Source organism: Thioclava kandeliae, from assembly GCF_040297545.1.
Taxonomy (GTDB): domain Bacteria; phylum Pseudomonadota; class Alphaproteobacteria; order Rhodobacterales; family Rhodobacteraceae; genus Thioclava; species Thioclava kandeliae.
In genome coordinates this window covers 56,492-80,638 of sequence record NZ_JAYWLC010000009.1, presented here as the reverse complement: position 1 = coordinate 80,638, position 24,147 = coordinate 56,492, and the positions used below count along the sequence as shown (strand labels likewise).

The following is a 24,147-nucleotide window of genomic DNA, read 5'->3' as shown; positions in this document are numbered from 1 at the left end:
CTGCCCTACGGATCCTTATGCTGGGGCGGCTCCTCGCTCTGGGCCGCCTGCGCCGGGGCCACGGGATCGGCCAGCACCTTCAGCAACAGCTGATACATCGGATGCGTATCATGCCCGTGATATTCGGCCAGAAGCACCCGCGCCGCCTCGGTCGGTTGCACATCCTGCGGCAAGCGTAACGCCCATTCCAGAATCAGCCTCCGGCAGGTTTCCGCCTCGATCGCCCCGCTCTCGAAGGCGGTCCGGATATAGGCGCGCGGATCGACACGCCCGAGCGGTAATACGGCACGCCCCATCAGGCGCTCAGCACAAGGTCTAAAATCATCGCGGCCTCTCTTGTCAGCGATGCAACCATAGCCTGCAAAGTCTTAATATCGGGTTGGCTTGTCTCGCGCAGAAGGAAGGCCCGGCCGCCCTCACCGATCGTATCGATATTGAACCCTGTCTCGCTCAGGAGGCGCTTGACCGATTGCAGCTGCCACAGGCTGCGATAAATCGAGGCCAGACGCGCCTCCTGCTCCCGGCTGATCATCCCTTCGCGCGCGCCCGCCCGCAGCTGCAGCTCGACGCGCCGCGCCGGCGCACCGGCCCGCAAGGCGAGGCTCTGCGCGAACAGCTCGATATCCTGCAACCGCCCCGGACCGGTCTTGACCTCCCACGGATCGTCGCTGGGTTTGGCCGCAAAGATCCGCGCCCGCATCTCCCTGAGATCGGGGATCACCCGCGCATCGCGGCCCCGCGCCCGCAGCACCTCGCGGCGCTGGTATTCCAGATCTGCCGCGAGCGAGGGATCGCCCGTGATGGGCCGTGCCCGCGTGAGCGCGAGATGCTCCCAGACCCAGGCCTCTTCCATCTGGTAGGTGGTGAACGCCTCGAGCGAGGTTGCCACCGGCCCGGACCGCCCCGACGGGCGCAGCCGCATATCGACCTCGTAGAGCCGTCCCTGCGGCAGCTGCGCCGAGACGGCGGTGATCAGCGCCTGCGTCAGACGGGCGAAATACTGGCGCGATGGCAGGGGTTTGGGTCCCTCCGACATCTCGACCCCCGCCGCATCATAGATCACGATCAGATCCAGATCGGAGGCAGCCGTCAGCCGTTCTGCCCCGAGCGATCCCATCGACATCACACAGGCCCCACGCCCGGGCTGCGGGCCGTATTTGCGGGCGAATTCATCGCACACCACAGGCCAGAGCCGCTCGATCGCCACACCTGCGATGTCGGCGAAATATTTCGACGCTTCGGAGGCCTCGATAAGACCGCGCAGATGGTGCACCCCGACATGGAAGCGCCACTCCTTGGCCCAGCGCCGCGCCTGATCGAGGGCATTCTCGTAATCGCTGGCCCGTGCCAGGGTGGCGTCCAGATCCGCCTCCAGCCGTGCGATACCGGGCCAGGCCTCGAAGAAACTACCGCCGATCACCGCATCCAGAACACCAGGATTCTGCGAGAGATAATTGGCCAGCATCGGCGAGGTGCCGCAGATATCGACCAGAAGATCGATCAGCTGCGGATTGGCCTCGAAAAGCGAGAAGAGCTGCACCCCCGCCGGCAGGCCCCGCAGGAACGTATCGAACTGGCCCAGCGCCTCCTCGAAATCGGCGGCCCTCTGCAGCTTGCGCAGGATCTCCGGCTCGATCCGAGCGAAAATGCCACGCGCCCGCGCCGAACGCAGGCAGGGATAGGAAGTCCAGCGCGAGACCGTCTGCTCGGCGCGCTCCGAGAGCGCAGGGCGCGGGCTTGCTTCCTGTGTAGGCGCGAAGAAATCGCTTGTCAGCGTCTCCACCTCTTCGAGCCGCTCTTTCAACTGCGTCATCCAGCGCACAGGGTCACCCTCGCCCATCATCGCGGCGATCCGTGCGATCCCTTCGGGGCTTTGCGGCAGGATCTGGGTCTGGGTGTCATTGACCATCTGCAACCGGTGCTCGATCTCGCGATGGGCGCGGTAATGCACCGTCAGCCTGGCGGCCACCTCCCGCGGGATCCAGCCTTTCTGCGCCAATGCCGCCAGCCCGCCCACCGTTGTGGGGTCGCGCAGGTCGGGGTCGCGCCCGCCCGCGATCAGCTGGCGGGTCTGGGTGAAGAACTCGATCTCGCGGATACCGCCGACACCGAGCTTGAGATTATGCCCCTCGACCTTGAGTGGCCCGTTCAGCCCCTTATGGTCGCGGATCTTCAGCCGCATGTCATGCGTGTCCTGAATGGTGGCGAAGTCCAGATGCCTGCGCCAGACGAAGGGCGAGAGACGCTCCAGATATGCAGCCCCCGCCGCCAGATCGCCTGCCGAGGGACGTGCCTTGATATGGGCCGCGCGTTCCCATGTCCGGCCTTCGGCGGCGTAATACAGCTCGGCCGACGCCATCGACAGGCAGACCGGCGTCGCCCCCGCATCGGGGCGCAGCCGCAGATCGGTGCGGAAGACATAGCCATCGGAGGTGATATCGGTGAGCATCTGCGCCATCTTGCGCGTGACCCGCACGAGCCCCGCGCGGATCTCGAGGATATCGTCGGGGTCGAACTGGGTCTGGTCGAAAAGGCAGATCAGATCGATATCGGAGGAATAATTCAGCTCTCCCGCCCCCATCTTGCCCATCGCCAGCGCCACCATCCCGCAGGCCGTCTCCAGCCTGTCGGGCGACACACCGGGCAGCTTGCCACGCCGGATTTCCTCGGACAGAAGCGATTTCAGCGCCAGATCCACCGCCAGATCGGCAAAGGCCGAGAGCGTGCGCGTCACCTCCTCGAGCCCCCAGATCCCCCCCAGATCGGCCAGTGCGATGATCAGTGCCACCCGACGTTTGGCGCGGCGCAGCTCGACGCCCATCTCGGGCGGCGCCACCTCCGGCAGACGGTCGAACTCGGCACGGATCGCATCCTCGGGATTGCGCTCCAGATAGGGCCCGAGCCAGTCGCGCTCGCGTTCGAGAAGCGTGGCAAGGAAGGGGCTTGTCCCCGACACCCCCTCGACCAATGCCATGACCTCGGGCGGAAGCCCCTGATAGAGCGCGACAACCGTATCGGCACGCTCCTGATCCACAACGATGGGAAGACGGGTTAATCTGGATGTAAAACTCATGGCTCGACAGTGGCTTGGCAACCCTCGGGGGTCAATGACAGCTTAGCGGATATTTGACGGGCGGAGGCCGCCAATTACCCTATCCGGTTAATATTTCCTGTGAGGTCCTCCAATGCGCCAAGACGACCCGATCTGCCCCCTCTGTCTGCGACCTATACCACGCGAGGCGCGCCAAAGTCTGCACCATTTGGTTCCCAAGCTGCGCGGCGGCAAGAACGGCCCGACTGTTCTGCTACACCAGATCTGCCATAACGAGATTCACAAGACTTTCAGCGAGACCGAACTGGCGCGCGATCTGAACACGCCCGAGGCGCTGCGTGCCCATCCTGCGATGGCGCCCTTCCTGAACTGGATCGTCAGGCGCCCGCCCACATTCCATGCACGCTCCAGCGGCGGACGGCGCAAGACGCGCTAGAGGCTTCCCTTTCCGGCCCTGCAGTGCAACCAAGAGCACAAGGAAAGGATATCCCATGAGCAAATCCCTGAAACGCGTGAAAGCCGCCCTCGAGACCGCGGGCCTCGAGATCGAGATCATCGAGACCGAGAATGCCCGCACCGCGCAGGACGCGGCAGAGGCGGTCGGCTGCGAGATCGACCAGATCGCGAAATCCATCATCTTCGAGGGGGCCGAGACGGGCGAGATCCTGCTGTTTCTAACGGCGGGCGGCAACCGCGTGGACCAGACCCGCGCCACCGGTCTGGCCGGACAGGCGCTGGCGCGCGCCGATGCCACCAAGGTGCGGGAGGTCACGGGCTTTGCCATTGGCGGTGTCTCGCCCGTGGGGCATCTGACGCCGGTCCGAGCCTATCTCGATCCGCGCCTCTCCGAGTTCGAGACGGTCTGGGCAGCAGCCGGCACTCCGCGCCATCTGTTCCGGATCACGCCTGCCGATCTGGTGCAGGCCACACAGGCGCAAACCGGTTTTTTCACCGAATAGTCCCTCAACCGAAAGGGTATGTAAAAAAGATTTACATGAGGACTTGAACGGCGGGTGGAGGTCTCTTACCTCTGTTCATGTGAAAAGCATTCACATGACCCCAACCCGCTTTCAGGAGCCAAATCCCGATGTCCTATCTCGATGCCTCTGCCGCCCCTCGCCTCGGACCGATCCGCCGTGCTGTCGCATGGATGGACGAGAACGGGCCGATCTCCTGGATCGCGTTGATGGTCGCGGCCTTCATCTTCACCGGCCCGTTCGGCCTTCTGGTGCTGGGTTTCATCCTGTTCACCGGACGGTTCGGAAAGGGCTGCCGCCGCAGGACCGAGGCGCGCCGTTTCGGAGGCGAGCGATTTGCAGGCTATGGCGTGCATATGTCGCGCCCCTCGGGGAATGCCGCCTTCGACAATTACAAAGCCGACACCATTGCCCGCCTCGAACGCGAGCAGAATGACTTCGAGGCCTTCCTCAAGCGCCTGCGTGACGCCCGCGACAAAGCCGAATTCGACCAGTATATGGACGAGCGCGCCCGTGCGGCTAGCGAGAGCGATGCACCAAACGACGCCGCGCTCGATCCAGCACATGCCGAAAAAGGTGACGCTAAGTAAGATACAACTCCATTCCGCCCAAGCTTAAGGCGAATTTAACAACTCCCGGCGTCAAAACGTCGGGAGTTTGCTTTTTCGCCGTCACAACCTCGTTCAGGGGCCTTGGCGCATGGGCGCAAGCTTGCTACCTTAGGGTAATAATTCAAAACCGCCGCGAGTTTCATGCGTCATTCCCTCCCGCTTGCACCGCAGTTCTATGTGACCGCTCCGCAGCCCTGTCCCTATCTGGACGGGCGGGCCGAGCGTAAGCTGTTCACCGCCCTTCAGGGTGAGGGAGCGGAAAAGCTGAACAACGCGCTCTCGCGGCAGGGCTTCCGGCGCTCGCAGAACGTGCTTTACCGTCCCTCCTGCGCCGAATGCACAGCCTGCCTGTCGGCGCGTATCCGTGTGGCCGATTTCGTCCCCACCCGCACCCAGAAACGCGTGCTGAAAAAGAACGACTGGCTCAAGCGTAACGCGACCAGCCCCTGGGCCACCGAGGAGCAATTCGCCCTCTTCCGGCGCTATCTCGACAGCCGTCACGCCGATGGCGGCATGGCCGATATGGATATTTTCGAATTCGCCGCGATGATCGAGGAGACGCCCATAAAATCGCGCGTGATCGAATATCGCGAATCCGCCGACCGTCCGGGCTCGACCCGCGATCTGATGGCCGTCTGTCTGACCGATGTGCTCGATGATGGGCTGTCGATGGTCTATTCCTTCTATGATCCGATGCTGCAGAAAAACAGCCTCGGCACCTATCTGATCCTTGATCATGTGGATATCGCGCTGAAGGCGGGGCTTCCTTACGTCTATCTGGGCTATTGGGTGCCCGGCTCGCGCAAGATGGGCTACAAGGCAAAATTCGGGGCTCTCGAAATCTTCAAGGGCGGCAAGTGGATCGATATCGGGGATCCGCAGGAGCATGAGGACCAGATCCACCCGCTCTCGGTCGATCCGATCGCCGAGCAGGTCGCACAGATCAACCTGCCGGACACAACCAAGAAATAACGCTTCGCCAAGATAAGCCTGATTACGTCCGAGGGCTAGCCCTTCCCATCCCGCGCCCGATGGGCCGAAACCGGCCTTTTGCGGCCTGTGCCCTTGTATAAAAGCTTTACAGATCCCTTGCGGCCTGACAGGAATGCGCCCGCAAGACTTAGTAAAACGCTCAGGACACGATCATCATGGACCGCCGCTCCTTCCTTTCCTCGGCCGCGATTGGCGCGACCGCATCCGCCATTGCCGCCCCTGCCATCGCGCAGGAAAAGCCGCAGATCACATGGCGTCTGGCTTCGGCCTTCCCGAACTCCCTGCCCGCACTCTATGGCAACAGCCAGGAGCTTGGTAAACGCGTGGCCGAGGCCACCGATGGCGCGTTCCAGATCCAGTCCTTCTCGGCGGGTGAAATCGTGGGCGGCCTGCAATCGGCAGATGCGGCAGCCGCCGGCACCGTCGAGGTCGCGCATTTCCCGACCTATTACAACTGGGGCAAAGACCCGGTCTGGGCGATCCCGACCGCGCTCCCCTTCGGCCTGTCGGCGCGCGGCATGAACGCATGGATGCGCATGGGTGGCGGCAATGACATGTTCAACGAGTTCCTTTCGGACAAAGGCCTGATCGGCTTCCCGGGTGGCAATACCGGTGCGCAGATGGGCGGCTGGTTCCGCAAGGAAATCAATACCGTCGATGACCTCAAGGGCCTCAAATTCCGCGTCGGCGGATTTGCGGGCAAGGTGCTCGAGCGTCTGGGCGTCGTGCCGCAGCAGCTGTCGGGCGGTGACATCTATGCCGCCCTCGAGAAAGGCACCATCGACGCGACCGAATTCGTCGGCCCCTATGACGACCAGAAGCTGGGCTTCGTGAAGGTCGCGCCCTATTACTACTATCCCGGCTGGTGGGAAGGTGGCGCGATGGTGCACTTCCTGTTCAACAAACCCGCCTATGACGCCCTGCCCGAGCAATATAAATCGCTTCTGCAGACCGTTTGCCAGAGCGTGAATGCCAATATGCTCGAGACCTATGACTACGAAAACTCGAAGGCGCTGCGCACCCTCCTGGCAGAAGGCGCCCAGCTGCGTCCGTTCAGCCAAGAGATCCTGCAGGCCTGCTTCGAGACCTCCAAGGCCGTCTATGCCGAGATCTCGGAAACCAACCCGACCTTCAAGAAGATGTATGACTCGATGGTTGCTTTCGAGAAGGAATACTATCTGTGGACGCAGGTCGCCGAGTATAATTACGACACGTTCATGATGGTCCAGCAACGTCAGGGCGCGCTCTAAGCCAGAGCATCCGCTTATAAACCAAGCAGAAAAGAACCCGGGCCGATGGCTCGGGTTTTTTCTTGCGCGAGACAGCCAGAAAGCGCAAGCTTGAAAGGAGGAAGTTCTTTACAAGTCGAATTGGTAAGGCAATATATCCAAACGAGGCGATAAGAGGAGTTATCGCCGAAAGATTTTCTGACGATTGGGAGGAAACATGGATCGTCGTTCGTTTATTCGCAAAGGTGCTTTGGGCGGCATGGCCGCAGCCGGTGCCTCGCTTGCAGCTCCGGCCATCGCGCAGGAAACCCCCGAACTCAACTGGCGTTTGACCTCGTCCTTCCCGAAATCGCTCGACACCATCTATGGCGGCGGTGCGACCATGGCGAAATATGTCGAGCAGATCACCGATGGCAAATTCAAGATCCAGGTCTTCGCCGCAGGCGAGATCGTAGGCGGCCTTCAGGCGGTCGATGCCGTCTCCAACGGCACCGTCGAGGCCTGCCATACCTGTTCCTATTATTTCTGGGGCAAGGATCCGACCTTCGCGCTCGGCACTGCCGTGCCGTTCAACCTCAATGCCCGCCAGCAGAATGCGTGGATGTATTATGGCGGCGGCATCGATCTGATGAACGAATTCTATGCCAATTATAACACGGTGGCCTTCCCCACCGGCAATACCGGCGCCCAGATGGGCGGGTGGTTCCGCAAGGAGATCAACTCGGTCGAGGATCTCAACGGGCTGAAGATGCGCCTGGGCGGCTTTGCCGGCAAGGTCATGGAGAAGCTCGGCGTCGTGCCGCAGCAGATCGCGGGTGGCGATATCTATGCAGCCCTCGAGAAAGGCACGATCGACGCGACCGAATGGGTCGGTCCCTATGATGACGAGAAGCTCGGCTTTGTAAAAGTGGCGCCCTATTATTACTATCCGGGGTGGTGGGAAGGTGGTGCCGTGCTGCATTCCTTCTTCAACAAAGAAAAATATGACGCGCTGCCCGAATCCTACAAGGACGCGATCAAGGTCGCCTGTCAGGCTGCCAATGCCGATGTGCTGGCCTCCTACGATCACAAGAACCCGGCGGCGCTGAAATCGCTGATCGGTCAGGGCGCGCAGTTGCGTCCGTTCTCGGCCGAGGTTCTCAACGCCTGCTTCAAGGCCGCGCAGGATGTCTATACCGAGCTCAACGGCTCCAACGAGAACTTCAAGAAGGTCTATGAGAGCCAGGCCGCCTTCAAGAAGGACGCCTATCTCTGGGCCCAGCTGGCCGAATACAACTACGACACCTTCATGATGATCAAACAGCGCGAAGGCGCGCTGTAACCGGTGTCTCGGCGATCAAAGGCCCCGCCCTCCGGCGGGGCCTTTTGCCATCTTAACGGCGTAAGGAAATTCTCAACCCTTTCGCGCGTAGCCTGAGGGGGAGTGTAACCTCGGAAGGGATGCCATGCGGCACCGCCCAGCGCCACGCCCCGCCTCATCGGAGAAAGCCCGATGATTCCCCCGCGCCTCACGGCGGACGGGCTGGCGAGCCTGTTGCGGCTGGCCGCCCAGACCGGCGTGAAGGCTGGCACGCAATCGGCGCAATTCGGCAAGCTCTTGCAGGAAATCGGCAAAACAGGCACGCAGGCCAATGCCGCCCAACAGGTCAGCGAAGCCGTCAAGGATGCCGCAACCCAGCTCGTCAAAACCGCCACCAGCGGCACGACGGCCAGCGCAACCACGAATTCCAGCACAACGACGCAGCAGAGCCTGCCCACCCCCACCAACCAGCCCGCATTGGTCCAGCCGCAAGCATCTGCAAATGCGGCGCAGAACGCGGCCCAGAATGCCGCGCAGAACCTTGGCCAGAATGTCTCGCAACAAGTGGCCCAGCCCGCCCGCGCCATGACGGACAGCCTGCAGCCCGCGCTGATACAGGCCGCACTTCTCGCTAGCCGCTCTGCCGCGACCCATTCGGAGAAACGCGCGCAGGACCGCACACCGCTTGCGGGACAGGTCGGGTTCGTATCGCAGGAAAAGCCGTTTTTGGGCGAGTTGGGGCTGCCGTTGAACACTGTCAAACAGGTCTACGGGCGGGATGCGGAATTCATCCGCCCGCTCACTGGCGATCCGGTCATGAATGAACAGGAGAACATCACCAGAACACCGCTCTGGATCGGAGCGATCCCCTCGTTCGCAGGCTGGCTTCTGCCCGAGATCCTGCGCGGGCTGCACGAGATCACGCCGCGGCTTTTGCGCGGAGATCAGCCGCGGCTTCTGCAGGCGCTGGCCGAGGGGCGCATCGAGGTGGCATTGGTCCATGACGCCAATCTCCCCGAGACGCTGGCGCGCGTGCCTCTGGTGCAGCTCTCGGCATGGGTTCTTCTTCCCAAGGATCATCCCCTGACGGCCTTCGAGCGCCTCACGCCGCAGGATCTGGAGGACGCGCCGATGATCGGCCTCTCGCTGCCACCGGCCCGCGATCTCTTTCCCAATATCCTGCGCGCAGAAGGGGTCGAGCCGAATCTTGTCGAGGAATTTCCCGACGAGGTGCAGATCCTCAATGCCGTGGCACAGGGTCAGGGATATTCGCTGCGCGCCGCAAGCCCGCTCAGCCCGCCCGATATTGCCGAACGCCGGATTACCACCCGCCCGCTCGATCTGCGCACCGGAGCCGTCGATCAGTCCGTTCTGGTCTATCGCCGCGATGCCGGCCATTCCGTGGCGGCAGAACATTTCATCCAGCGTGCGAAAACCCTCGCCGGAACGTAACATAATTCTAGTCTTTCCACCGTGGCCGGTTTCGCCATAGTGAAACCGTCGCATAATTTGCGGCCGGAGCCCCTCTCCGGCATAGTCCCTTTGGAAGGATCGGGAATGGCCCATCCGTTTTTACACCGGAAGTTCCGGCGGCTCGCCGGATCTGTCCTGCTGGCGCTCGGCACGGTTTGTGGTTCTGGGCTTCACGCACAGCCGCCTGTCGCGGTCGAGATTACCCATCCCCGCCCGCTGCCCGCTGCCCATACCGTGCATTTCATCGGGACGGTCGAAGCGCCAGAAACCTATCCCGCCAGTTTCCGCAGCGGCGGGCGCATAACGGCGCTCCCGGTGGAAACGGGCGACCGGATCGCCAAGGGCGATATCATCGCCGAGCTGGACCAGACGGCCGCCCGGGCCTCGCTCGATGCCGCCGAGGCCGGCGTCACAGCCGCGCAGGCGCAGCTCGATCAGGCGCGTCAGGCGCGCGACCGCGCACAGGGGCTTCTGGATCGCGGGACCGGTACGCAGGATGCTCTCGACGAGGCAATGCAGGCGTTTCTGCAGGCGCGGGCAAGCTCCGATCAGGCGCAGGCCCAGCTGGAGACCGCCCAACAGGGCATGGACGATACCGTGCTGCGCGCGATTGATGATGCCGTTGTCACCGAGCGCCCCGCCGAGATCGACGAGGTGGTCAGCGCCGGTCAGGAAGTGGTGATGCTGGCCAACCGCTCCGCGCGCGAGGCGGTATTTCAAGCCCCCGACATTGCAGGGCTATCCCGCCTTTCCGGACGGCAGATCAGCGTGGAAAGCCCCGATCAGCCGCAGAGCCTCTCCGCACGGATCACCGAGGTCTCGCCCCAGCTGTCCGAGACCGGCACGGTGACCATCAAGGCCCGTCTTGATGCTACGGGCGCGCCCTTGCGGATCGGCACGCTGATCACCGGCACAATCGACCTGTCCCATCCAGAGCGCCTGTCCCTCCCTTGGGATGCGCTGGTGAGCGGGCCACAGGGGCCAGCGATCTGGGTCGTCGATCCCGAGACGCAGTCGGTCTCACTGCTGGCGGTGAAGGTCGCGGCCTATAACACGGCGGGTATCGAGCTGGTCCCCTCGGACAGGATCGGCACCGGATTGCAGGTGGTCGGCAAAGGCGCTGCGGGGCTGTTTGACGGTCAGAAGGTCACCCCGATCGTGGAGGACACACCATGAGAGCCGCGCTCGCCTTCGTGGCGCTCCTTGCCACCCCCGCCCTTGCGCAGGACCTTCCGGCGGCGGATCCCCCCCGCCCCGTGATCACCGAAATCATCGGCGAGGTCACCCCGGGCCGACGCGTGTTTTCGGGTATGGTCGAGGCGCGTTACGAAACCTCGCTGGCCTTCCGCACCGGCGGGCGCATCGCGCGGCTCCATGTCGAGGCAGGCGATCGCGTGGAAAAAGGTGCGGTAATCGCCGAGCTGGACCAAATCACGCTGGAACAGGATCTGCGCGAGGCGCGCGCCAGCACCTCGCAGGCACAGGCCGCGCTCGATTATGCGCAGGCAAGTTTCGACCGTGCCGCGACCCTACGGCAGCGCGGTGTAATCGCACAATCCGAATTCGAGACGGCGCAGGCCAGTCTCGCTTCGGCCAAGGCCGATCTCGAGAGTGCGCGCGCGCAGGAACGCCAGAGCGCACAGGCCGCAAGCTATGGCAAACTTACCGCCCCCTCCGACGGGATCATCCTCTCGCGCTCGGTCGAGCCCGGCACGCTGGTCTCGGCGGGCACCGAGGTGGTGAGTTTCGCGCGAGGCGATGCACGGGAGGCGGTCATCGACCTGCCACGGGCGCTGGCCGCCAGCCTGCCCGCGGATCAGGGGTTTCTCATCAACCATCATGCCGATGATATCGCGCCGATCAGGGCGAAGCTGCGCCTGATCGAGCCAGTGACCAATTCCAGCCTCGACACGATGCGCGCCCACCTGACGCTGGAAGCCCCCGCTCCGGATTACCGGATCGGTTCGCTGGTGTCGGCGCGGCTCGATAACGGCGCGGCCGAATTGCTAAGCCTGCCCGAGGCCGCGCTGATGGACGGCCCCTCGGTCTGGATTGTCTCGGGCGATCCGCGCAAAGTGCACCGGCAGAGCGTGAGCACCGGCGCCCGGCTCGGCAACCGCATCACCATCACCGGAGGCCTGAAATCCGGTGACGAGGTGGTATTGCGCGGACGCGAGGTGCTCACCGAGGGCGAGACGGTCGGCGCGGGGCTGACCGTCGCGGGCAAAGCGCGCCCGACTACCCTAAACCAGACGACCCAGGAGAAAGCCCCGAAATGAAGTTCAACCTCTCGGACTGGGCCCTGCATAACCGCTCCGTCATCTGGTTCCTGATGGTCATGTCACTGCTCGCGGGGATCCTCGCCTTCAACTCGATGGGGCGCGAGGAAGACCCGAGCTTCACCATCCGCACGATGGTCGTCTCGGGCAGCCTGCCCGGTGCGACGGCCACCGAGACGATGGATCAGGTGACCGACCGGATCGAACGGAAACTCTCGGAGATCGATGCGCTCGATGTGACCCGCTCGATCACCTATCCCGGTCAGGCGGTGGTCTATGTCGATCTGCGCGACGATATTCCCGATGCGCAGATCCAGCCCACATGGACCCGTGTGCGCGAGCTGATGTCCGATATCCGCGGCGATTTCCCTAGCGAATTCCAGGGGTTTTCGTTCAATGACGATTTCGGGGATGTCTATGGCAATGTCTATGCCTTCACCGCCCCCGATTATAACCCCGACGAGCTACGGGCCTGGGTGCGGAAAATCCGCGATGATGTGGAACGCCTCGATCAGGCGGGCAAGGTCGATCTGATCGGCACCCGCGATCGCGTGGTCACGGTCGAGTTCTCGACCCGCCGTCTGGCCGCTCTGGGCCTAGATGCGCAAAGCGTGATCGACACGCTCTCGGCGCAGAACCAGATCACCCAGACCGGCACGATCCAGACCGCGCAGGAACAGATCGGGCTGCGCCTGACAGGCGCCTTCCCAGATGCCGATGCGCTGGCCCATACGCCCTTGCGCGTGGATGACACCTTCTTCACACTTTCGGATGTGGCGCAGGTCAAGGACGGCTATACCGATCCGCCCGCCTCGCTGATCCGCTATGAGGGCGAGCCCGCCATTGGCTTGATCATCGGCATGCGCGAGGGCGGCAATATCCTCGATTTCGGCAAGAACCTCGATGCGCTGATGGCGCATGAGGTCACGCAGCTGCCGGTGGGTATCTCGATCCACAAGATCGCCGACCAGCCGACGGTGGTGCAGGAGTCGGTCGGTCATTTTACCCGCGCACTGGCCGAGGCGCTGGTGATCGTGCTGGCAGTCAGTTTCGTGTCTTTGGGTGTGCGGGCGGGGTTTGTCGTGTCGCTCACCATCCCGCTGGTGCTGGCGGTGACCTTCCTGATCCTCGATCTGATGGGGATCACGCTGCAACGGATCTCGCTTGGGGCGCTCATCATCGCGCTGGGGCTTCTGGTCGATGATGCGATGATCGCCATCGAGACCATGATCTCGCGGCTGGAAAAGGGCGAGAGCCGCACCAAGGCCGCCTCCTATGCCTGGACCTCCATCGCATGGCCCATGCTGACCGGCACGCTGGTCACGGTGGCGGGCTTCATCCCGATCGGGCTCAATGCCAGCCAAGCAGGCGAATACACCCGCTCGCTCTTCTATGTCATCGCCATCTCGCTGGTGATCAGCTGGATCGTAGCGGTGCTCTTTGCGCCCGTGCTGGGCAAGACCTTCCTGCCCGCCAAATGGAAGCACCAGCATGCGCAGGCGGGCCGCCTGCGCCGTGGGTTCCACCGCGTGCTCGAACAGGCGATGCGCCATCGCTGGGTCACCATCCTCGCCACCATCTTCCTCTTCGCGATCTCGGTTGTGGGCCTCGGCCATGTGGAACAGCAGTTCTTCCCCTCTTCCGAGCGGACGGAACTCGTGACCGACGTCACCCTGCGCGACAGTGCGGGGATCGAGGCCACCGATGCCGAGATCGCCCGTTTCGAGACATGGCTGAAAGACCAGCCCGAGGTCTCGTTCTGGACCTCCTATATCGGCACGCCCGCGCCGCGTTTCGTGCTGACACTCGATGTGCAGCCCGCCGTGCCCAATGAGGGTCAGGTGGTGATCGAGACCCATTCTCTGGCAGATCGTGACAGCCTGCGCGCCAAGATCCGCCGCTATTCCGATACCCGCGCCGGTGTCGAGTTCTTCCCCAAACCCATCGAGCTGGGTCCGCCGGTGGGCAAGCCCGTGCAATACCGGATCTCCGGTCCCGATGATACGGTCCTGCTGACCGAGGCGCGCAAACTGGCGGCGCTTCTGGCTGGGGATGACAGGCTCTATGCCATCGATATGGATTGGGGCACGCCCGCGCGGGTGGTGAAACTGGATCTGGATCAGGCGCGGATGCGCCAGCTGGGGCTGACACAGTCTGATGTGGCGCAGGTGCTGAGCACGCTCTATTCCGGCACGACCATCACCAATCTGCGGCAGGGAATCGATCTGATCGAGGTCGAGCTGAAGGGCCGCAAATCCGACCGCGACACGATGGACGGGCTCCGCAGCCTGCAATTCGCCAATGCCAGCGGCGATCCCATCCCGCTGACCTCGATTGCGCGGTTCGAATATGTGACCGAGCCGCCCGTGATCCATGCGCGTGACCGCGTGCCCACCATCACCGTGCGCGGCGCGATTGACGGAGGCGACCAACCCGCGACTATCGTTGCGGAGCTCGCCCCGAAAATCGAGACCTTTACCAAGGCGCTACCTGCGGGCTACGGACTGGCCTTGGGCGGAGCGGTCGAGGAAAGCGGCAAATCACAGGCACCGATCATTGCCATTGTCCCCTTCATGGTGCTGATCCTACTGACGCTGATCATGTTCCAGCTGCGCAGCTTCCGCCTGATGGTGGTGGTGCTGGCAGCCGCCCCTCTGGGGCTGATCGGGGTGGTCGCCTCGATGCTGCCGCTGGGGGCGCCCATGGGCTTTGTGGCGCTTTTGGGGGTGCTGGCGCTGATCGGCATCCTGATCCGCAATTCGGTGATCCTGGTCCAGGCCACCGAGGATCTACGCGCCGAGGGCCATGACCGCTGGAGCGCCATCTGGCATGCCTCGGACCAGCGCGCCCGCCCGATCCTGCTGACGGCGGCGGCCGCCTCGCTGGCGCTGATCCCGATCGCCCGCCAGATCTTCTGGGGGCCGATGGCCATTGCCATGATGGGGGGCATCATCGCGGGCACGCTGATTACGCTTCTGTTTGTTCCTGCGCTCTATTGCGCCATTTTCCGTGTAAAGGCACCGCAGAAGGCGTGATCCCAAGCGAGGGCTTGGCGAAACAGGTTCCGTCACGCTATAGACATCTGATCGTGGAGGAGGAACCCGATGGCTGGTCCAGCGCTGGTAATCTTTGATTGTGATGGCGTCCTGATCGATTCCGAGGCGCTCTCTGCCAGTGTTTTCATCGCGGAACTGGCCCATCTGGGAATTACAATCGACCTCGACTATTTCACGCAGCACTGTCTTGGCCGTGCCTTCCCGACCGTGCGCGCAACGCTGGAACGTGATTTCTCGCGTTCTTTGCCCGACACCTTCGAGGCGACATTCCGCACCCGTCTGGTCGAGCGGTTCTCGACCGAACTGGTTGTAGTGCCGGGGGTCATCGGGGTGATCAAGGCGCTTGAGGTGCCCTACCACCTGGCCACCTCCTCCGCGCCGGCACGACTTGCACAATCGCTGGCCATTACAGGGCTTGATACACTCTTTGACGGGCGGGCCTCGACCGCCTCCGAGGTCATGCGCGGCAAACCCGCGCCCGATCTGTTCCTCCATGTAGCAGGTATCTATGGTGTGTCGCCCGAGAACTGTCTGGTGATCGAGGATTCCACGGTCGGGATCGCAGGGGCGAAAGCCGCCGGTATGCCGGTCTGGCGGTTTCTGGGTGGTGCGCATCTGGCCGGTCTGGCCCGTGCCCATGCCCTGGCCCCTGATGACCCTGTCCTGCGCGGCGGGGCCGATCTGGCCTTCCGTGATTTTGCACAATTCGACGCGCTTCTCGCGCAATGGCCGGCACCCCATTCCTGCACCGGAGAGGTCTCATGATCCAGCCCGACCGCCCCAACGAGGCCGAAGCCAATCTGCTGGATCTTGCCGCCCGCGCGGCATGGCTGTCTTTTGTAGGGGGCATGACGCAGGACCAGATCGCGCTCGAGCTGGGGATCTCGCGCCAGCGGGTTCAGCGGCTCGTGGCGCGCGCCTCTGCCGAAGGGCTGATCCGGGTGCGCATCGATCATCCCATTGCCGAATGTCTGGAGCTGGAGCAGATCCTGCGCAAGCGGTTCGGACTGCAATCGGTGCGCGTGGCCCCCTCGCTCTCGGAAACGGGCGACCCGAATGACACGATCGCGCCATTCGCGGCCCCGATCCTCGAGCGGTTTTTCACCGAGCCTGACGCCAAGCTGATCGCGCTCGGCACGGGACGGACCCTGCGGATGATCGTGGAGCGGATGCAGACCATCGCGGGCGATCATCACAGGCTGGTCTCGCTTATCGGCAACGTGGCGCCTGACGGCTCGGCCTCGCATTACGAGGTGATCGTGCGGCTGGCCGAGAAAGTCTCGGCGCCGCATTTTCCGATGTCGATCCCTGTGGTCGCGGCCACCGAGGCAGAGCGCGATCTGTATCGCTCGCTTCCGCATGTGAAAGCCTCGATCGAGCTGGCGTTACGGGCGGATTTCGCGGTGGTCGGCATGGGCCAGATGGGGCCTGACGCGCCGCTTCTGATGGACGGGTTCATCACGCCCGAAGAACATGCCGACTGGGTCGGGGCCGGCGCCATCGGCGAGATCGGCGGTCACGCGTTCAATGCCGATGGTCAGTTTCTCGACCATCCCATGTCGCGCCGGATCGTGGGCGCGCGCGTGCCGCATGGCAATATGCCGGTGCATTGCTTCGCGGCGGGCCAGAAAAAGCTGCCCGCCCTGCGCGCGGCTCTCCGGGGCGGTTTATTGAGCCATCTGGTCACGGATGAGCGCACCGCGAAAGCACTTCTTAACGCTTGATTCCCATTCTGCATTGATGCGCACTTTTTACGGCATTTTGCTGTATGATCTGCGCATCCCTGCATGATGGAGACGGGACATGTTACCGCTATCAACTATCTGCGCACAATCGCAGGGCGTTTTGCGCATAGCACCCATCTCCAAGACGCAATTCACACTTGACTCACGGGCCCGTTCATGAGCATTTGCCCATAGAGCGGATAATTGCTCGTTTGAATTTTGGGAGGAATTCATGACCAAGACAATCCGTGCCCTTCTGGGTGCTTGCGCCTTGGGCGCGCTTGCCACAGCCGCTGCAGCCGAAACCACCATTACTGTTGCCACCGTGAATAACGGCGACATGGTGCGCATGCAGGGCCTGATGGACGACTTCTACGCCAAACATCCCGACATCAAGGTCGAGTGGGTCACGCTGGAGGAAAACATCCTCCGTCAGCGCGTCACGCAGGATATCGCCACCAATGGCGGCCAGTTCGACGTGATGACCATCGGCAATTACGAGGTCCCGATCTGGGGCCAGCGTGACTGGCTGGTGCCGCTGAACGACCTTCCGGCAGATTACGATGCCGATGACCTGCTGCCCGCCATGCGCTCGGCGCTGTCGGTCGATGGCACGCTTTACGCGGTTCCCTTCTATGGCGAATCCGCGATGGTGATGTATCGCAAGGATCTGGCCGGGAAAGCCGGTGTGACCCTTGGTGACAATCCGACCTGGACGCAAGTCAAGGAAGCGGCCGAGAAGATGACCGATAAAGACAACGGCATCTATGGCATCTGCCTGCGCGGCAAGCCGGGCTGGGGCGAGAATATGGCCTTCATCTCGGCAATGGCCAATTCCTATGGCGCGCGCTGGTTCGACATGAACTGGGAGCCGGAATTCGACAGCGAACCGTGGAAGGCTGCCGTCACCGACTATCTCGACCTGATGACCAAATACGGTCCTCCGGGTGCCTCCTCGAACGGCTTCAACGAGAACCTGTCGCTCTTCCAGCAAGGCAAGTGCGGTATGTGGATCGATGCGACCGTGGCAGCAGGCTTCGTGACCGATCCCGAGGAATCCACCGTGGCCGACAAGGTCGGTTATGCGGTCTTCCCCAACAAGGACGGCATCGACAATCATGGCAACTGGCTGTGGTCGTGGAACCTCGCCATTCCGGAAAGCTCGGCACATAAAGACGCGGCAAAAGCCTTTGTCGAATGGGCGACCTCGAAAGAGTATACTCAGGTCGTGGCCGACAAGCAGGGCTGGCGCGCAGCTCCTCCCGGCACCCGGACCTCGCTCTACGAGAACCCCGACTATCTGGCCGCCGCGCCCTTCGCACAGCTGACCATCGACACGATCTCCAAGGCGACGCCCGAGAAACCGTCGGTGCAGGAAGTGCCCTATGTCGGTGCTCAATTCGTCTCGATCCCCGAATTCCAAGGGATCGGCACGGCTGTAGGCCAGATCTTCTCGGCAGCTCTTGCCGGGCAGATGGGTGCGGATCAGGCGCTGCAATCCGCGCAGGCACTGACCGAGCGTGAGATGAAAAAGGCCGGTTACATCAAGTAAACGCTGACGCCGTCACTCACGGTATGCGGGCAGGATCATCGGCCTGCCCGCATTTCCCGTTATCCGGCACTGATACCGCATCCAATGCGCATAACAAATCCGGCCCCGCATCCTGTGGGACCGTATTCACCACTATTGTCCCAACCAAGCGTGCCGAGGTAGCCCATGGCCACGAAGCATTCACGCGCCGCCGCGAGGTTGATGATCTCTCCTGCCGTAATTCTCCTTCTCGGCTGGATGATCGTCCCTCTGGCGATGACGCTCTACTTCTCGTTCCTGCGATACAATCTTCTCATGCCCGGCATGGAAGAGTGGACAGGCTTCCTCAATTACGAGTTCTTTCTGACCGACCCTGCCTTTACCACGGCCCTGATTAACACCCTGTTACTGGTCGTCGGTGTTCTGGTGATTACCATCGTGGGCGGCATCCTGCTGGCGCTGCTGCTGGACCAGCCCTTCTTCGGTCAGGGGATCGTGCGCATCCTCGTCATCGCGCCCTTCTTCGTGATGCCCACCGTCTCGGCACTGGTGTGGAAGAACATGTTCCTCAATCCGGTGAACGGGCTCTTCGCGCATATCGCGCATTTCTTCGGCCTGCCCGCCTATGATTTTCTGGCGCAGGCACCGCTTCTGTCGATTATCGGCATCGTCTCGTGGCAATGGCTGCCTTTTGCCACGCTGATCCTGCTGACCGCGCTGCAATCGCTCGATCAGGAACAGCTGGAGGCGGCCGAAATGGATGGCGCCTCGAAACTGGCGCGCTTCTTCCACATCATGCTGCCGCACCTGTCGCGGGCGATCACCGTAGTGATCCTGATCCAGACGATCTTCCTGCTGTCGATCTATGCCGAGATCCTCGTGACCACCAGCGGCGGTCCGGGCGTAGCCTCGACCAACCTGACCTATCTCATCTACATCCAGTCGCTTCTGCAATTCGATGTGGGTGGCGGGTCTGCCGGTGGCGTCATCGCGATCATCCTCGCCAATATCGTTGCGATCTTCCTGATGCGGATGATCGGCAAGAATCTGGAGGCCTGATATGGCGCGTGCTGTTACTCCCCGCCGCAAGGCGCTGACCACCGTGCTTGCATGGGCCGTGGGCATCGCGATCTTCTTCCCGATCCTTTGGATCTTCATCCTATCCTTCAAGACGGAAGGCAACGCGATCGCGACGCCGTTCAAGATGATCTTCTCGGGCTGGACGCTCGAGAGCTACCACACCGTGCTCGAACGCTCGAACTATCCGCTGTTCTTCATGAACTCGGTGATCATCTCGGTGGGCTCGACCCTGCTGGCGCTGGTCATCGCGGTGCCTGCCGCATGGGCCATGGCCTTTGTGCCGGGCAAGCGCACGAAGGATGTGCTGATGTGGATGCTGTCCACCAAGATGCTGCCGCCGGTGGGGGTTCTGGTGCCGATCTACCTGATCTTCCGGGATCTGGGTCTTCTGGACAGCCGCATCGGTCTGGTCTTCGTCCTGACCATGATCAACCTGCCGATCATCGTCTGGATGCTCTATACCTACTTCAAGGAGATCCCCGGCGAGATCCTCGAGGCCGCCCGTATGGATGGCGCAGGGCTCAAGGAAGAGGTGCTCTATGTGCTGACGCCGATGGCGATCCCCGGCATGGCCTCGACCGTCCTTCTCAACATCATCCTCGCCTGGAACGAGGCCTTCTGGACGCTGAACCTCACGACCGCCAAGGCCGCGCCGCTCACGCAGTTCATCGCCTCCTATTCCTCGCCCGAGGGTCTCTTCTACGCAAAACTCTCTGCCGCCTCGATCATGGCCATCGCGCCTATCCTGATCATGGGCTGGTTCAGCCAGAAACAACTTGTCCGCGGCCTGACCTTCGGCGCGGTGAAATAAGGAACCTAGTCATGGGACAAATCACTCTTAAGGGCGTGCGCAAGACCTTTGGCGAAGTCGAAGTCATTCCGCCGCTGGATCTCGATATCAAGGACGGCGAGTTCGTGGTCTTCGTGGGGCCGTCGGGCTGCGGGAAATCTACCCTTCTGCGCCTGATCGCGGGGCTCGAGGACCTCTCGGGCGGACAGATCATGATCGACGGCACCGACGCCACCGATGCGCCTCCCGCCAAACGCGGTCTGGCAATGGTGTTCCAGTCCTACGCCCTCTACCCGCATATGTCGGTCAAGAAAAACATCGCCTTCCCGATGAAAATGGCGGGTGTGGCGGCCGACGAGCAGGAACGCCGCATCAAAGCCGCAGCCGAGGCGCTCAACCTCACAGATTACCTGCACCGCAAGCCCGGCCAGCTCTCGGGCGGTCAGCGCCAGCGGGTGGCCATCGGGCGTGCCATCGTGCGCGAGCCTTCGGCGTTCCTCTTTGACGAGCCGCTGTCGAACCTCGACGCCGCGCTGCGCGTGAATATGCGCCTCGAGATCTCCGAGCTGCACCAGAAGCTCAAGACCACCATGATCTATGTGACCCATGATCAGGTCGAGGCGATGACCATGGCCGACAAGATCGTGGTGCTCCGCGCAGGCAAGATCGAGCAGGTGGGCTCCCCGCTCGATCTCTACCGCAGCCCCGATAACCGTTTTGTCGCGGGCTTCATCGGCAGCCCCAAGATGAACTTCATCGAAGGCGAGCGGGCCGCGTCGCGCGGCGCCCATGCGATCGGCATCCGCCCCGAGCATATCGATCTGTCGACCACGCCGGTCGAGGGCGCCATCGAGGGCCGCGTGGGCGTGTCCGAGCATCTAGGCTCCGATACCTTCGCGCATGTCCATGTGGACGGCATTGGCCAGTTCAATGTCCGCGTCTCGGGTGATGTCGAGGTTTATGCAGGCGACACCGTCTGGCTGACCCCGCAGGAACACAATATCCACCGCTTCGACCAGAACGGCCTGTCGATCCGCTGATGCTGTCGATCCGCTGAACCCTATCCGGCGGGGGGCCACGGCCCCTCGCCCCACAACGCCCCCCCTTTCAGATAGGTGCCACCATGGTACAGCTTTCCAACGCCACCCTGTCGCAACTGCCCGAGGCCGTGAAGCGCCCGGGCTATGACCGCAGCAAACTGACCCCCGGTATCGTGCATATCGGTCTGGGCAATTTCCACCGCGCGCACCAGTCGTGGTATCTGCACCGGCTGATGGAGGCGGGTCTGGCCCATGACTGGGCGATCCTCGGTGCGGGCGTGCGCGCGCCGGATGCGGCGATGCGCGAACGACTGCTGGCGCAGGACTGCCTGACGACGCTGATCGAGCTGGACCCCAAGGGCCAATCCGCAGAGGTTGTGGGCTCGATGATCGGTTACATCCCGATCGAGGAGGGCAATGGCGCGCTGATCGAGGCCATGGCCCGTCCCGAAATCCGCATCGTGGCCCTGACCGTGACTGAAGGCGGTTACTTCATCGACCCCGCCACCAAGGGCTTTGACGCGAGCCACCCCGATATCGTGCATGACGCCGCCAACCCCGAGAGCCCGAAGACCGCCTTCGGAGCCATCGTGGCCGCGCTGAAAATCCGCCGCGAAAATGGCACCGGCCCCTTCACCGGCCAGTGCTGCGACAACCTGCAGGGCAATGGCGCGATCCTGCGCCAGACCGTGGTCTCGCTCGCGCGCCTCTCCGACCCCGAACTGGCCGAGTGGATCGACGCCAATTGCACTTTCCCCAATGCGATGGTCGATTGCATCGTCCCCGCCACCGGCCCCAAGGAGCTGGAGTTGGTGCGGTCCTTGGGGATCGAGGACAATTGCCCCGTCACCCACGAGAATTTCCGCCAATGGGTGATCGAGGACAATTTCTGCGCAGGCCGCCCCGATTGGGACAAGGCTGGCGCGACCTTCTCCGATGATGTGCATAGCTTCGAGACGATGAAGATCCGCATCCTCAATGGCGGCCATCAGGTGATCTCCGATGTGGGCGAGATCCTCTCGGTAAAGCATATCTCGGAATGCATGGAGCATCCCAAGATCCACGCGCTCTACCGGAAGGTCGAGACCGAAGAGATCATGCCCCATGTCCACGCCGTCCCCGGTATGACGCCCGAGAGCTATGTCGATCTGATCGAGGAGCGGTTCTCGAACCCGATGATCGTCGACACCACCCGCCGCGTGGCCTTTGACGGCTCCTCCCGCCATCCGGGGTTCATCCTCCCTTCGGTGCGCGAATGTCTGGCGAAGGATATGCCGGTCGAGGGTCTGGCGCTGGTCTCGGCCGCTTGGGCACGCTATTGCACCGGCATCCGCGAGGATGGCACCACTGTCGAGCCCAACGACCCGTTCTGGGCCGATCTGCAGATCCGCGCCTTGGCCGCCAAGGACACGCCGCAGGCATGGCTCGACAACCGCCTGATCTATGGCGATCTGGCCGATGAGCCGCGCTTCGCCGGTCCCTTCTGCACCTGGCTCTCCATGATCCATACGCAGGGGCTCGATGCCGCGCTCGACGCCTATCTGGGGTAAGCCATGTATCTCGGAATTGATCTGGGCACCTCGGGCCTGCGCGCGCTTCTGATCGATGGTCAGGGGCGCAGCCTGGGCGCCGCCGAGGCCCATTATAAAGCCGTCCATCCCCATGCGGGCTGGTCCGAACAGGACCCTGCCGAATGGATCGCGGCCCTCGACAAGGCGGTGGCCACCCTGCGTGCCGCCCATCCCGAATTCACCGCCCTCAAAGGCATCGGCGTGGCGGGCCATATGCATGGCGCAACGCTTCTGGATGCCGGCAATCAGGTGCTGCGCCCCTGTATCCTGTGGAACGATACCCGCAGTCATATCGAGGCGGCAGAGCTGGATGCGCTGGCAGAGATGCGCGCGCTCTCGGCCAATATCGTCTTTCCGGGTTTCACCGCGCCCAAACTGGTCTGGGTAGCAAAAAACGAGCCGGAAATCTTTGAAAAGGTGAGTAAAGTCCTTCTGCCCGCCGCCTATCTCAACTGGTATCTGACGGGCGAGCATGTCGCGGATATGTCCGATAGCGCGGGCACGAGCTGGCTTGATGTGGGTGCGCGGGACTGGTCGGACACGTTGCTGGCCGCCAGCGGAATGCGGGCCGGTCAGATGCCGCGGCTCGTCGAAGGCTCGGCCCCCGCAGGGCATTTGCGCGCCGATCTCGCGCAGGCTTGGGGTGTGGGCGATGTCACCGTGGCAGGTGGCGCGGGCGACAATGCCGCAAGCGCTTGTGGCATCGGCGCACTTTCCGAGGGTCAGGGCTTTGTCTCGCTCGGCACATCGGGCGTGCTTCTGGCGGCGCGGGACGGGTTTGCCCCCGCCCCCGAGACCGCATTGCATACTTTCTGTCATGCCGTGCCAGACCGCTGGTACCAGATGGGCGTGATGCTCTCGGCGACCGACAGCCTCAACTGGCTCTCGACCATCACGGGCAAATCCCCGCGCGCGCTGGTCGAGCCGCTCGAGGCGACTTGGCACGAAACCCTGCCGCCGCCCGGACGGGTGCGCTTCCTGCCCTATCTCTCGGGCGAGCGCACGCCGCATAATGATGCTGCTATCCGTGGCAGTTTTACCGGGCTTGGCACCGACACCACCGTCGATGACATGGTGCTGGCAGTGCTGACCGGCGTGGCCTTCGGGCTGCGTGACAGCGCCGAGGCCCTGCGGGCCACCGGCGCCGAGCTGGGCCAGTTGTTTGCTATCGGTGGCGGATCGGCCTCGACCCTCTGGCTGAAACTGATCGCGACCGTGCTGGGGGTGCCGCTGGCGAAGCCGCAGGGCGGCGAGTTCGGCGCGGCTCTGGGCGCAGCCCGTCTGGGGCTCTGTGCGGCCACGGGCGCGGACCCCGCGCAAGTTATGACGCCCCCCGCGATCGGCGCGCTGATCGCGCCCGACCCAGCGCTTGCGGGCGCCTACGAGAGCGCCTATCAGGCGTTCCGTGCGGCCTATCCCGCGATCCGATCCATTCAATGAG

General features: G+C 63.0%; 20 protein-coding genes. 18 read left to right on the top strand and 2 right to left on the bottom strand.

From position 1 onward, the window contains the following. Nucleotides 1–5 precede the first annotated feature (5 nt). On the bottom strand, nucleotides 6–296 hold the full coding sequence (locus tag VSX56_RS12395) for a hypothetical protein (RefSeq protein WP_350937480.1): 291 nt from the start codon (nucleotides 294–296) through the stop codon (nucleotides 6–8). Further along, nucleotides 296–3,073 carry a bifunctional [glutamate--ammonia ligase]-adenylyl-L-tyrosine phosphorylase/[glutamate--ammonia-ligase] adenylyltransferase gene (glnE, locus tag VSX56_RS12390; protein WP_350937478.1) on the bottom strand — a complete coding sequence of 926 codons (2,778 nt, stop codon included), beginning with the start codon at nucleotides 3,071–3,073 and terminating at the stop codon, nucleotides 296–298. Before glnE ends, VSX56_RS12395 begins: the two co-directional genes overlap by 1 nt. A 112-nt stretch (nucleotides 3,074–3,185) precedes the next feature. Between glnE and VSX56_RS12385 the strand changes: the two genes are divergently transcribed. The 18 genes from VSX56_RS12385 (at nucleotide 3,186) to xylB (ending at nucleotide 24,146) form a co-directional block, all read left to right on the top strand. Further along, the gene (locus tag VSX56_RS12385) at nucleotides 3,186–3,488 is read left to right on the top strand and encodes an HNH endonuclease (protein WP_339112992.1); all 303 of its coding nucleotides are present in this window, start codon (nucleotides 3,186–3,188) and stop codon (nucleotides 3,486–3,488) included. Between the two features lie 55 nt (nucleotides 3,489–3,543). Then, nucleotides 3,544–4,011 carry a YbaK/EbsC family protein gene (locus VSX56_RS12380; RefSeq protein WP_339112993.1) on the top strand — a complete coding sequence of 156 codons (468 nt, stop codon included), beginning with the start codon at nucleotides 3,544–3,546 and terminating at the stop codon, nucleotides 4,009–4,011. 128 nt (nucleotides 4,012–4,139) lie between these two features. Continuing rightward, entirely contained in the window at nucleotides 4,140–4,619 is a 480-nt protein-coding gene (locus tag VSX56_RS12375; protein WP_339112994.1) for a DUF2852 domain-containing protein, read from the top strand. 162 nt (nucleotides 4,620–4,781) lie between these two features. Further along, nucleotides 4,782–5,612 carry an arginyltransferase gene (locus tag VSX56_RS12370; RefSeq protein WP_339112995.1) on the top strand — a complete coding sequence of 277 codons (831 nt, stop codon included), beginning with the start codon at nucleotides 4,782–4,784 and terminating at the stop codon, nucleotides 5,610–5,612. A gap of 176 nt (nucleotides 5,613–5,788) precedes the next feature. Then, complete coding sequence (locus VSX56_RS12365) at nucleotides 5,789–6,883, top strand: TRAP transporter substrate-binding protein (protein WP_350937475.1); 1,095 nt, start codon at nucleotides 5,789–5,791, stop codon at nucleotides 6,881–6,883. 196 nt (nucleotides 6,884–7,079) lie between these two features. After that, entirely contained in the window at nucleotides 7,080–8,183 is a 1,104-nt protein-coding gene (locus tag VSX56_RS12360; protein WP_350937473.1) for a TRAP transporter substrate-binding protein, read from the top strand. Nucleotides 8,184–8,354: 171 nt separating this feature from the next. After that, the gene (locus VSX56_RS12355; RefSeq protein ID WP_350937471.1) at nucleotides 8,355–9,614 is read left to right on the top strand and encodes a LysR substrate-binding domain-containing protein; all 1,260 of its coding nucleotides are present in this window, start codon (nucleotides 8,355–8,357) and stop codon (nucleotides 9,612–9,614) included. 105 nt (nucleotides 9,615–9,719) lie between these two features. Then, nucleotides 9,720–10,811 (top strand): efflux RND transporter periplasmic adaptor subunit, encoded by a 1,092-nt coding sequence (locus VSX56_RS12350; protein ID WP_339112999.1) that lies wholly within the window; start codon nucleotides 9,720–9,722, stop codon nucleotides 10,809–10,811. Then, complete coding sequence (locus tag VSX56_RS12345) at nucleotides 10,808–11,914, top strand: efflux RND transporter periplasmic adaptor subunit (protein WP_350937468.1); 1,107 nt, start codon at nucleotides 10,808–10,810, stop codon at nucleotides 11,912–11,914. The genes VSX56_RS12350 and VSX56_RS12345 overlap by 4 nt, the downstream gene beginning before the upstream one ends. Beyond that, nucleotides 11,911–14,949: an efflux RND transporter permease subunit gene (locus VSX56_RS12340; RefSeq protein WP_350937466.1), complete on the top strand. Its 3,039-nt coding sequence runs from the start codon at nucleotides 11,911–11,913 to the stop codon at nucleotides 14,947–14,949. Before VSX56_RS12345 ends, VSX56_RS12340 begins: the two co-directional genes overlap by 4 nt. A gap of 69 nt (nucleotides 14,950–15,018) precedes the next feature. Then, nucleotides 15,019–15,735 (top strand): HAD family hydrolase, encoded by a 717-nt coding sequence (locus tag VSX56_RS12335; RefSeq protein WP_350937464.1) that lies wholly within the window; start codon nucleotides 15,019–15,021, stop codon nucleotides 15,733–15,735. Further along, nucleotides 15,732–16,694 carry a sugar-binding transcriptional regulator gene (locus VSX56_RS12330; RefSeq protein ID WP_339113003.1) on the top strand — a complete coding sequence of 321 codons (963 nt, stop codon included), beginning with the start codon at nucleotides 15,732–15,734 and terminating at the stop codon, nucleotides 16,692–16,694. Before VSX56_RS12335 ends, VSX56_RS12330 begins: the two co-directional genes overlap by 4 nt. Before the next feature lie 232 nt (nucleotides 16,695–16,926). After that, on the top strand, nucleotides 16,927–18,246 hold the full coding sequence (locus tag VSX56_RS12325) for an ABC transporter substrate-binding protein (RefSeq protein ID WP_350937461.1): 1,320 nt from the start codon (nucleotides 16,927–16,929) through the stop codon (nucleotides 18,244–18,246). 165 nt (nucleotides 18,247–18,411) lie between these two features. Beyond that, complete coding sequence (locus VSX56_RS12320) at nucleotides 18,412–19,284, top strand: carbohydrate ABC transporter permease (protein ID WP_339113005.1); 873 nt, start codon at nucleotides 18,412–18,414, stop codon at nucleotides 19,282–19,284. Nucleotide 19,285: 1 nt separating this feature from the next. After that, nucleotides 19,286–20,116: a carbohydrate ABC transporter permease gene (locus VSX56_RS12315; RefSeq protein ID WP_339113006.1), complete on the top strand. Its 831-nt coding sequence runs from the start codon at nucleotides 19,286–19,288 to the stop codon at nucleotides 20,114–20,116. Nucleotides 20,117–20,127: 11 nt separating this feature from the next. After that, nucleotides 20,128–21,135, top strand: a complete 1,008-nt coding sequence (locus tag VSX56_RS12310; RefSeq protein WP_350937458.1) for an ABC transporter ATP-binding protein — start codon at nucleotides 20,128–20,130, stop codon at nucleotides 21,133–21,135. 83 nt (nucleotides 21,136–21,218) lie between these two features. Beyond that, nucleotides 21,219–22,685, top strand: a complete 1,467-nt coding sequence (locus VSX56_RS12305) for a mannitol dehydrogenase family protein (protein WP_350937455.1) — start codon at nucleotides 21,219–21,221, stop codon at nucleotides 22,683–22,685. Between the two features lie 3 nt (nucleotides 22,686–22,688). Next, nucleotides 22,689–24,146 carry a xylulokinase gene (gene xylB / locus VSX56_RS12300; protein ID WP_350937453.1) on the top strand — a complete coding sequence of 486 codons (1,458 nt, stop codon included), beginning with the start codon at nucleotides 22,689–22,691 and terminating at the stop codon, nucleotides 24,144–24,146. The last annotated feature ends 1 nt before the right edge of the window (nucleotide 24,147 follow it).

Excerpts from the sequence above, each read along its gene's own strand:
- VSX56_RS12335 (WP_350937464.1), top strand. The coding sequence starts at position 15,019 with ATGGCTGGTCCAGCGCTGGTAATCTTTGATTGTGATGGCGTCCTGATC.
- VSX56_RS12375 (WP_339112994.1), top strand. The coding sequence starts at position 4,140 with ATGTCCTATCTCGATGCCTCTGCCGCCCCTCGCCTCGGACCGATCCGC.
- VSX56_RS12385 (WP_339112992.1), top strand. The coding sequence starts at position 3,186 with ATGCGCCAAGACGACCCGATCTGCCCCCTCTGTCTGCGACCTATACCA.
- VSX56_RS12305 (WP_350937455.1), top strand. The coding sequence starts at position 21,219 with ATGGTACAGCTTTCCAACGCCACCCTGTCGCAACTGCCCGAGGCCGTG.
- VSX56_RS12355 (WP_350937471.1), top strand. The coding sequence starts at position 8,355 with ATGATTCCCCCGCGCCTCACGGCGGACGGGCTGGCGAGCCTGTTGCGG.
- VSX56_RS12345 (WP_350937468.1), top strand. The coding sequence starts at position 10,808 with ATGAGAGCCGCGCTCGCCTTCGTGGCGCTCCTTGCCACCCCCGCCCTT.
- VSX56_RS12330 (WP_339113003.1), top strand. The coding sequence starts at position 15,732 with ATGATCCAGCCCGACCGCCCCAACGAGGCCGAAGCCAATCTGCTGGAT.
- VSX56_RS12310 (WP_350937458.1), top strand. The coding sequence starts at position 20,128 with ATGGGACAAATCACTCTTAAGGGCGTGCGCAAGACCTTTGGCGAAGTC.
- VSX56_RS12380 (WP_339112993.1), top strand. The coding sequence starts at position 3,544 with ATGAGCAAATCCCTGAAACGCGTGAAAGCCGCCCTCGAGACCGCGGGC.
- VSX56_RS12370 (WP_339112995.1), top strand. The coding sequence starts at position 4,782 with ATGCGTCATTCCCTCCCGCTTGCACCGCAGTTCTATGTGACCGCTCCG.
- xylB (WP_350937453.1), top strand. The coding sequence starts at position 22,689 with ATGTATCTCGGAATTGATCTGGGCACCTCGGGCCTGCGCGCGCTTCTG.
- glnE (WP_350937478.1), bottom strand. The coding sequence starts at position 3,073 with ATGAGTTTTACATCCAGATTAACCCGTCTTCCCATCGTTGTGGATCAG.
- VSX56_RS12340 (WP_350937466.1), top strand. The coding sequence starts at position 11,911 with ATGAAGTTCAACCTCTCGGACTGGGCCCTGCATAACCGCTCCGTCATC.
- VSX56_RS12315 (WP_339113006.1), top strand. The coding sequence starts at position 19,286 with ATGGCGCGTGCTGTTACTCCCCGCCGCAAGGCGCTGACCACCGTGCTT.
- VSX56_RS12360 (WP_350937473.1), top strand. The coding sequence starts at position 7,080 with ATGGATCGTCGTTCGTTTATTCGCAAAGGTGCTTTGGGCGGCATGGCC.
- VSX56_RS12320 (WP_339113005.1), top strand. The coding sequence starts at position 18,412 with ATGGCCACGAAGCATTCACGCGCCGCCGCGAGGTTGATGATCTCTCCT.
- VSX56_RS12395 (WP_350937480.1), bottom strand. The coding sequence starts at position 296 with ATGGGGCGTGCCGTATTACCGCTCGGGCGTGTCGATCCGCGCGCCTAT.
- VSX56_RS12365 (WP_350937475.1), top strand. The coding sequence starts at position 5,789 with ATGGACCGCCGCTCCTTCCTTTCCTCGGCCGCGATTGGCGCGACCGCA.
- VSX56_RS12325 (WP_350937461.1), top strand. The coding sequence starts at position 16,927 with ATGACCAAGACAATCCGTGCCCTTCTGGGTGCTTGCGCCTTGGGCGCG.
- VSX56_RS12350 (WP_339112999.1), top strand. The coding sequence starts at position 9,720 with ATGGCCCATCCGTTTTTACACCGGAAGTTCCGGCGGCTCGCCGGATCT.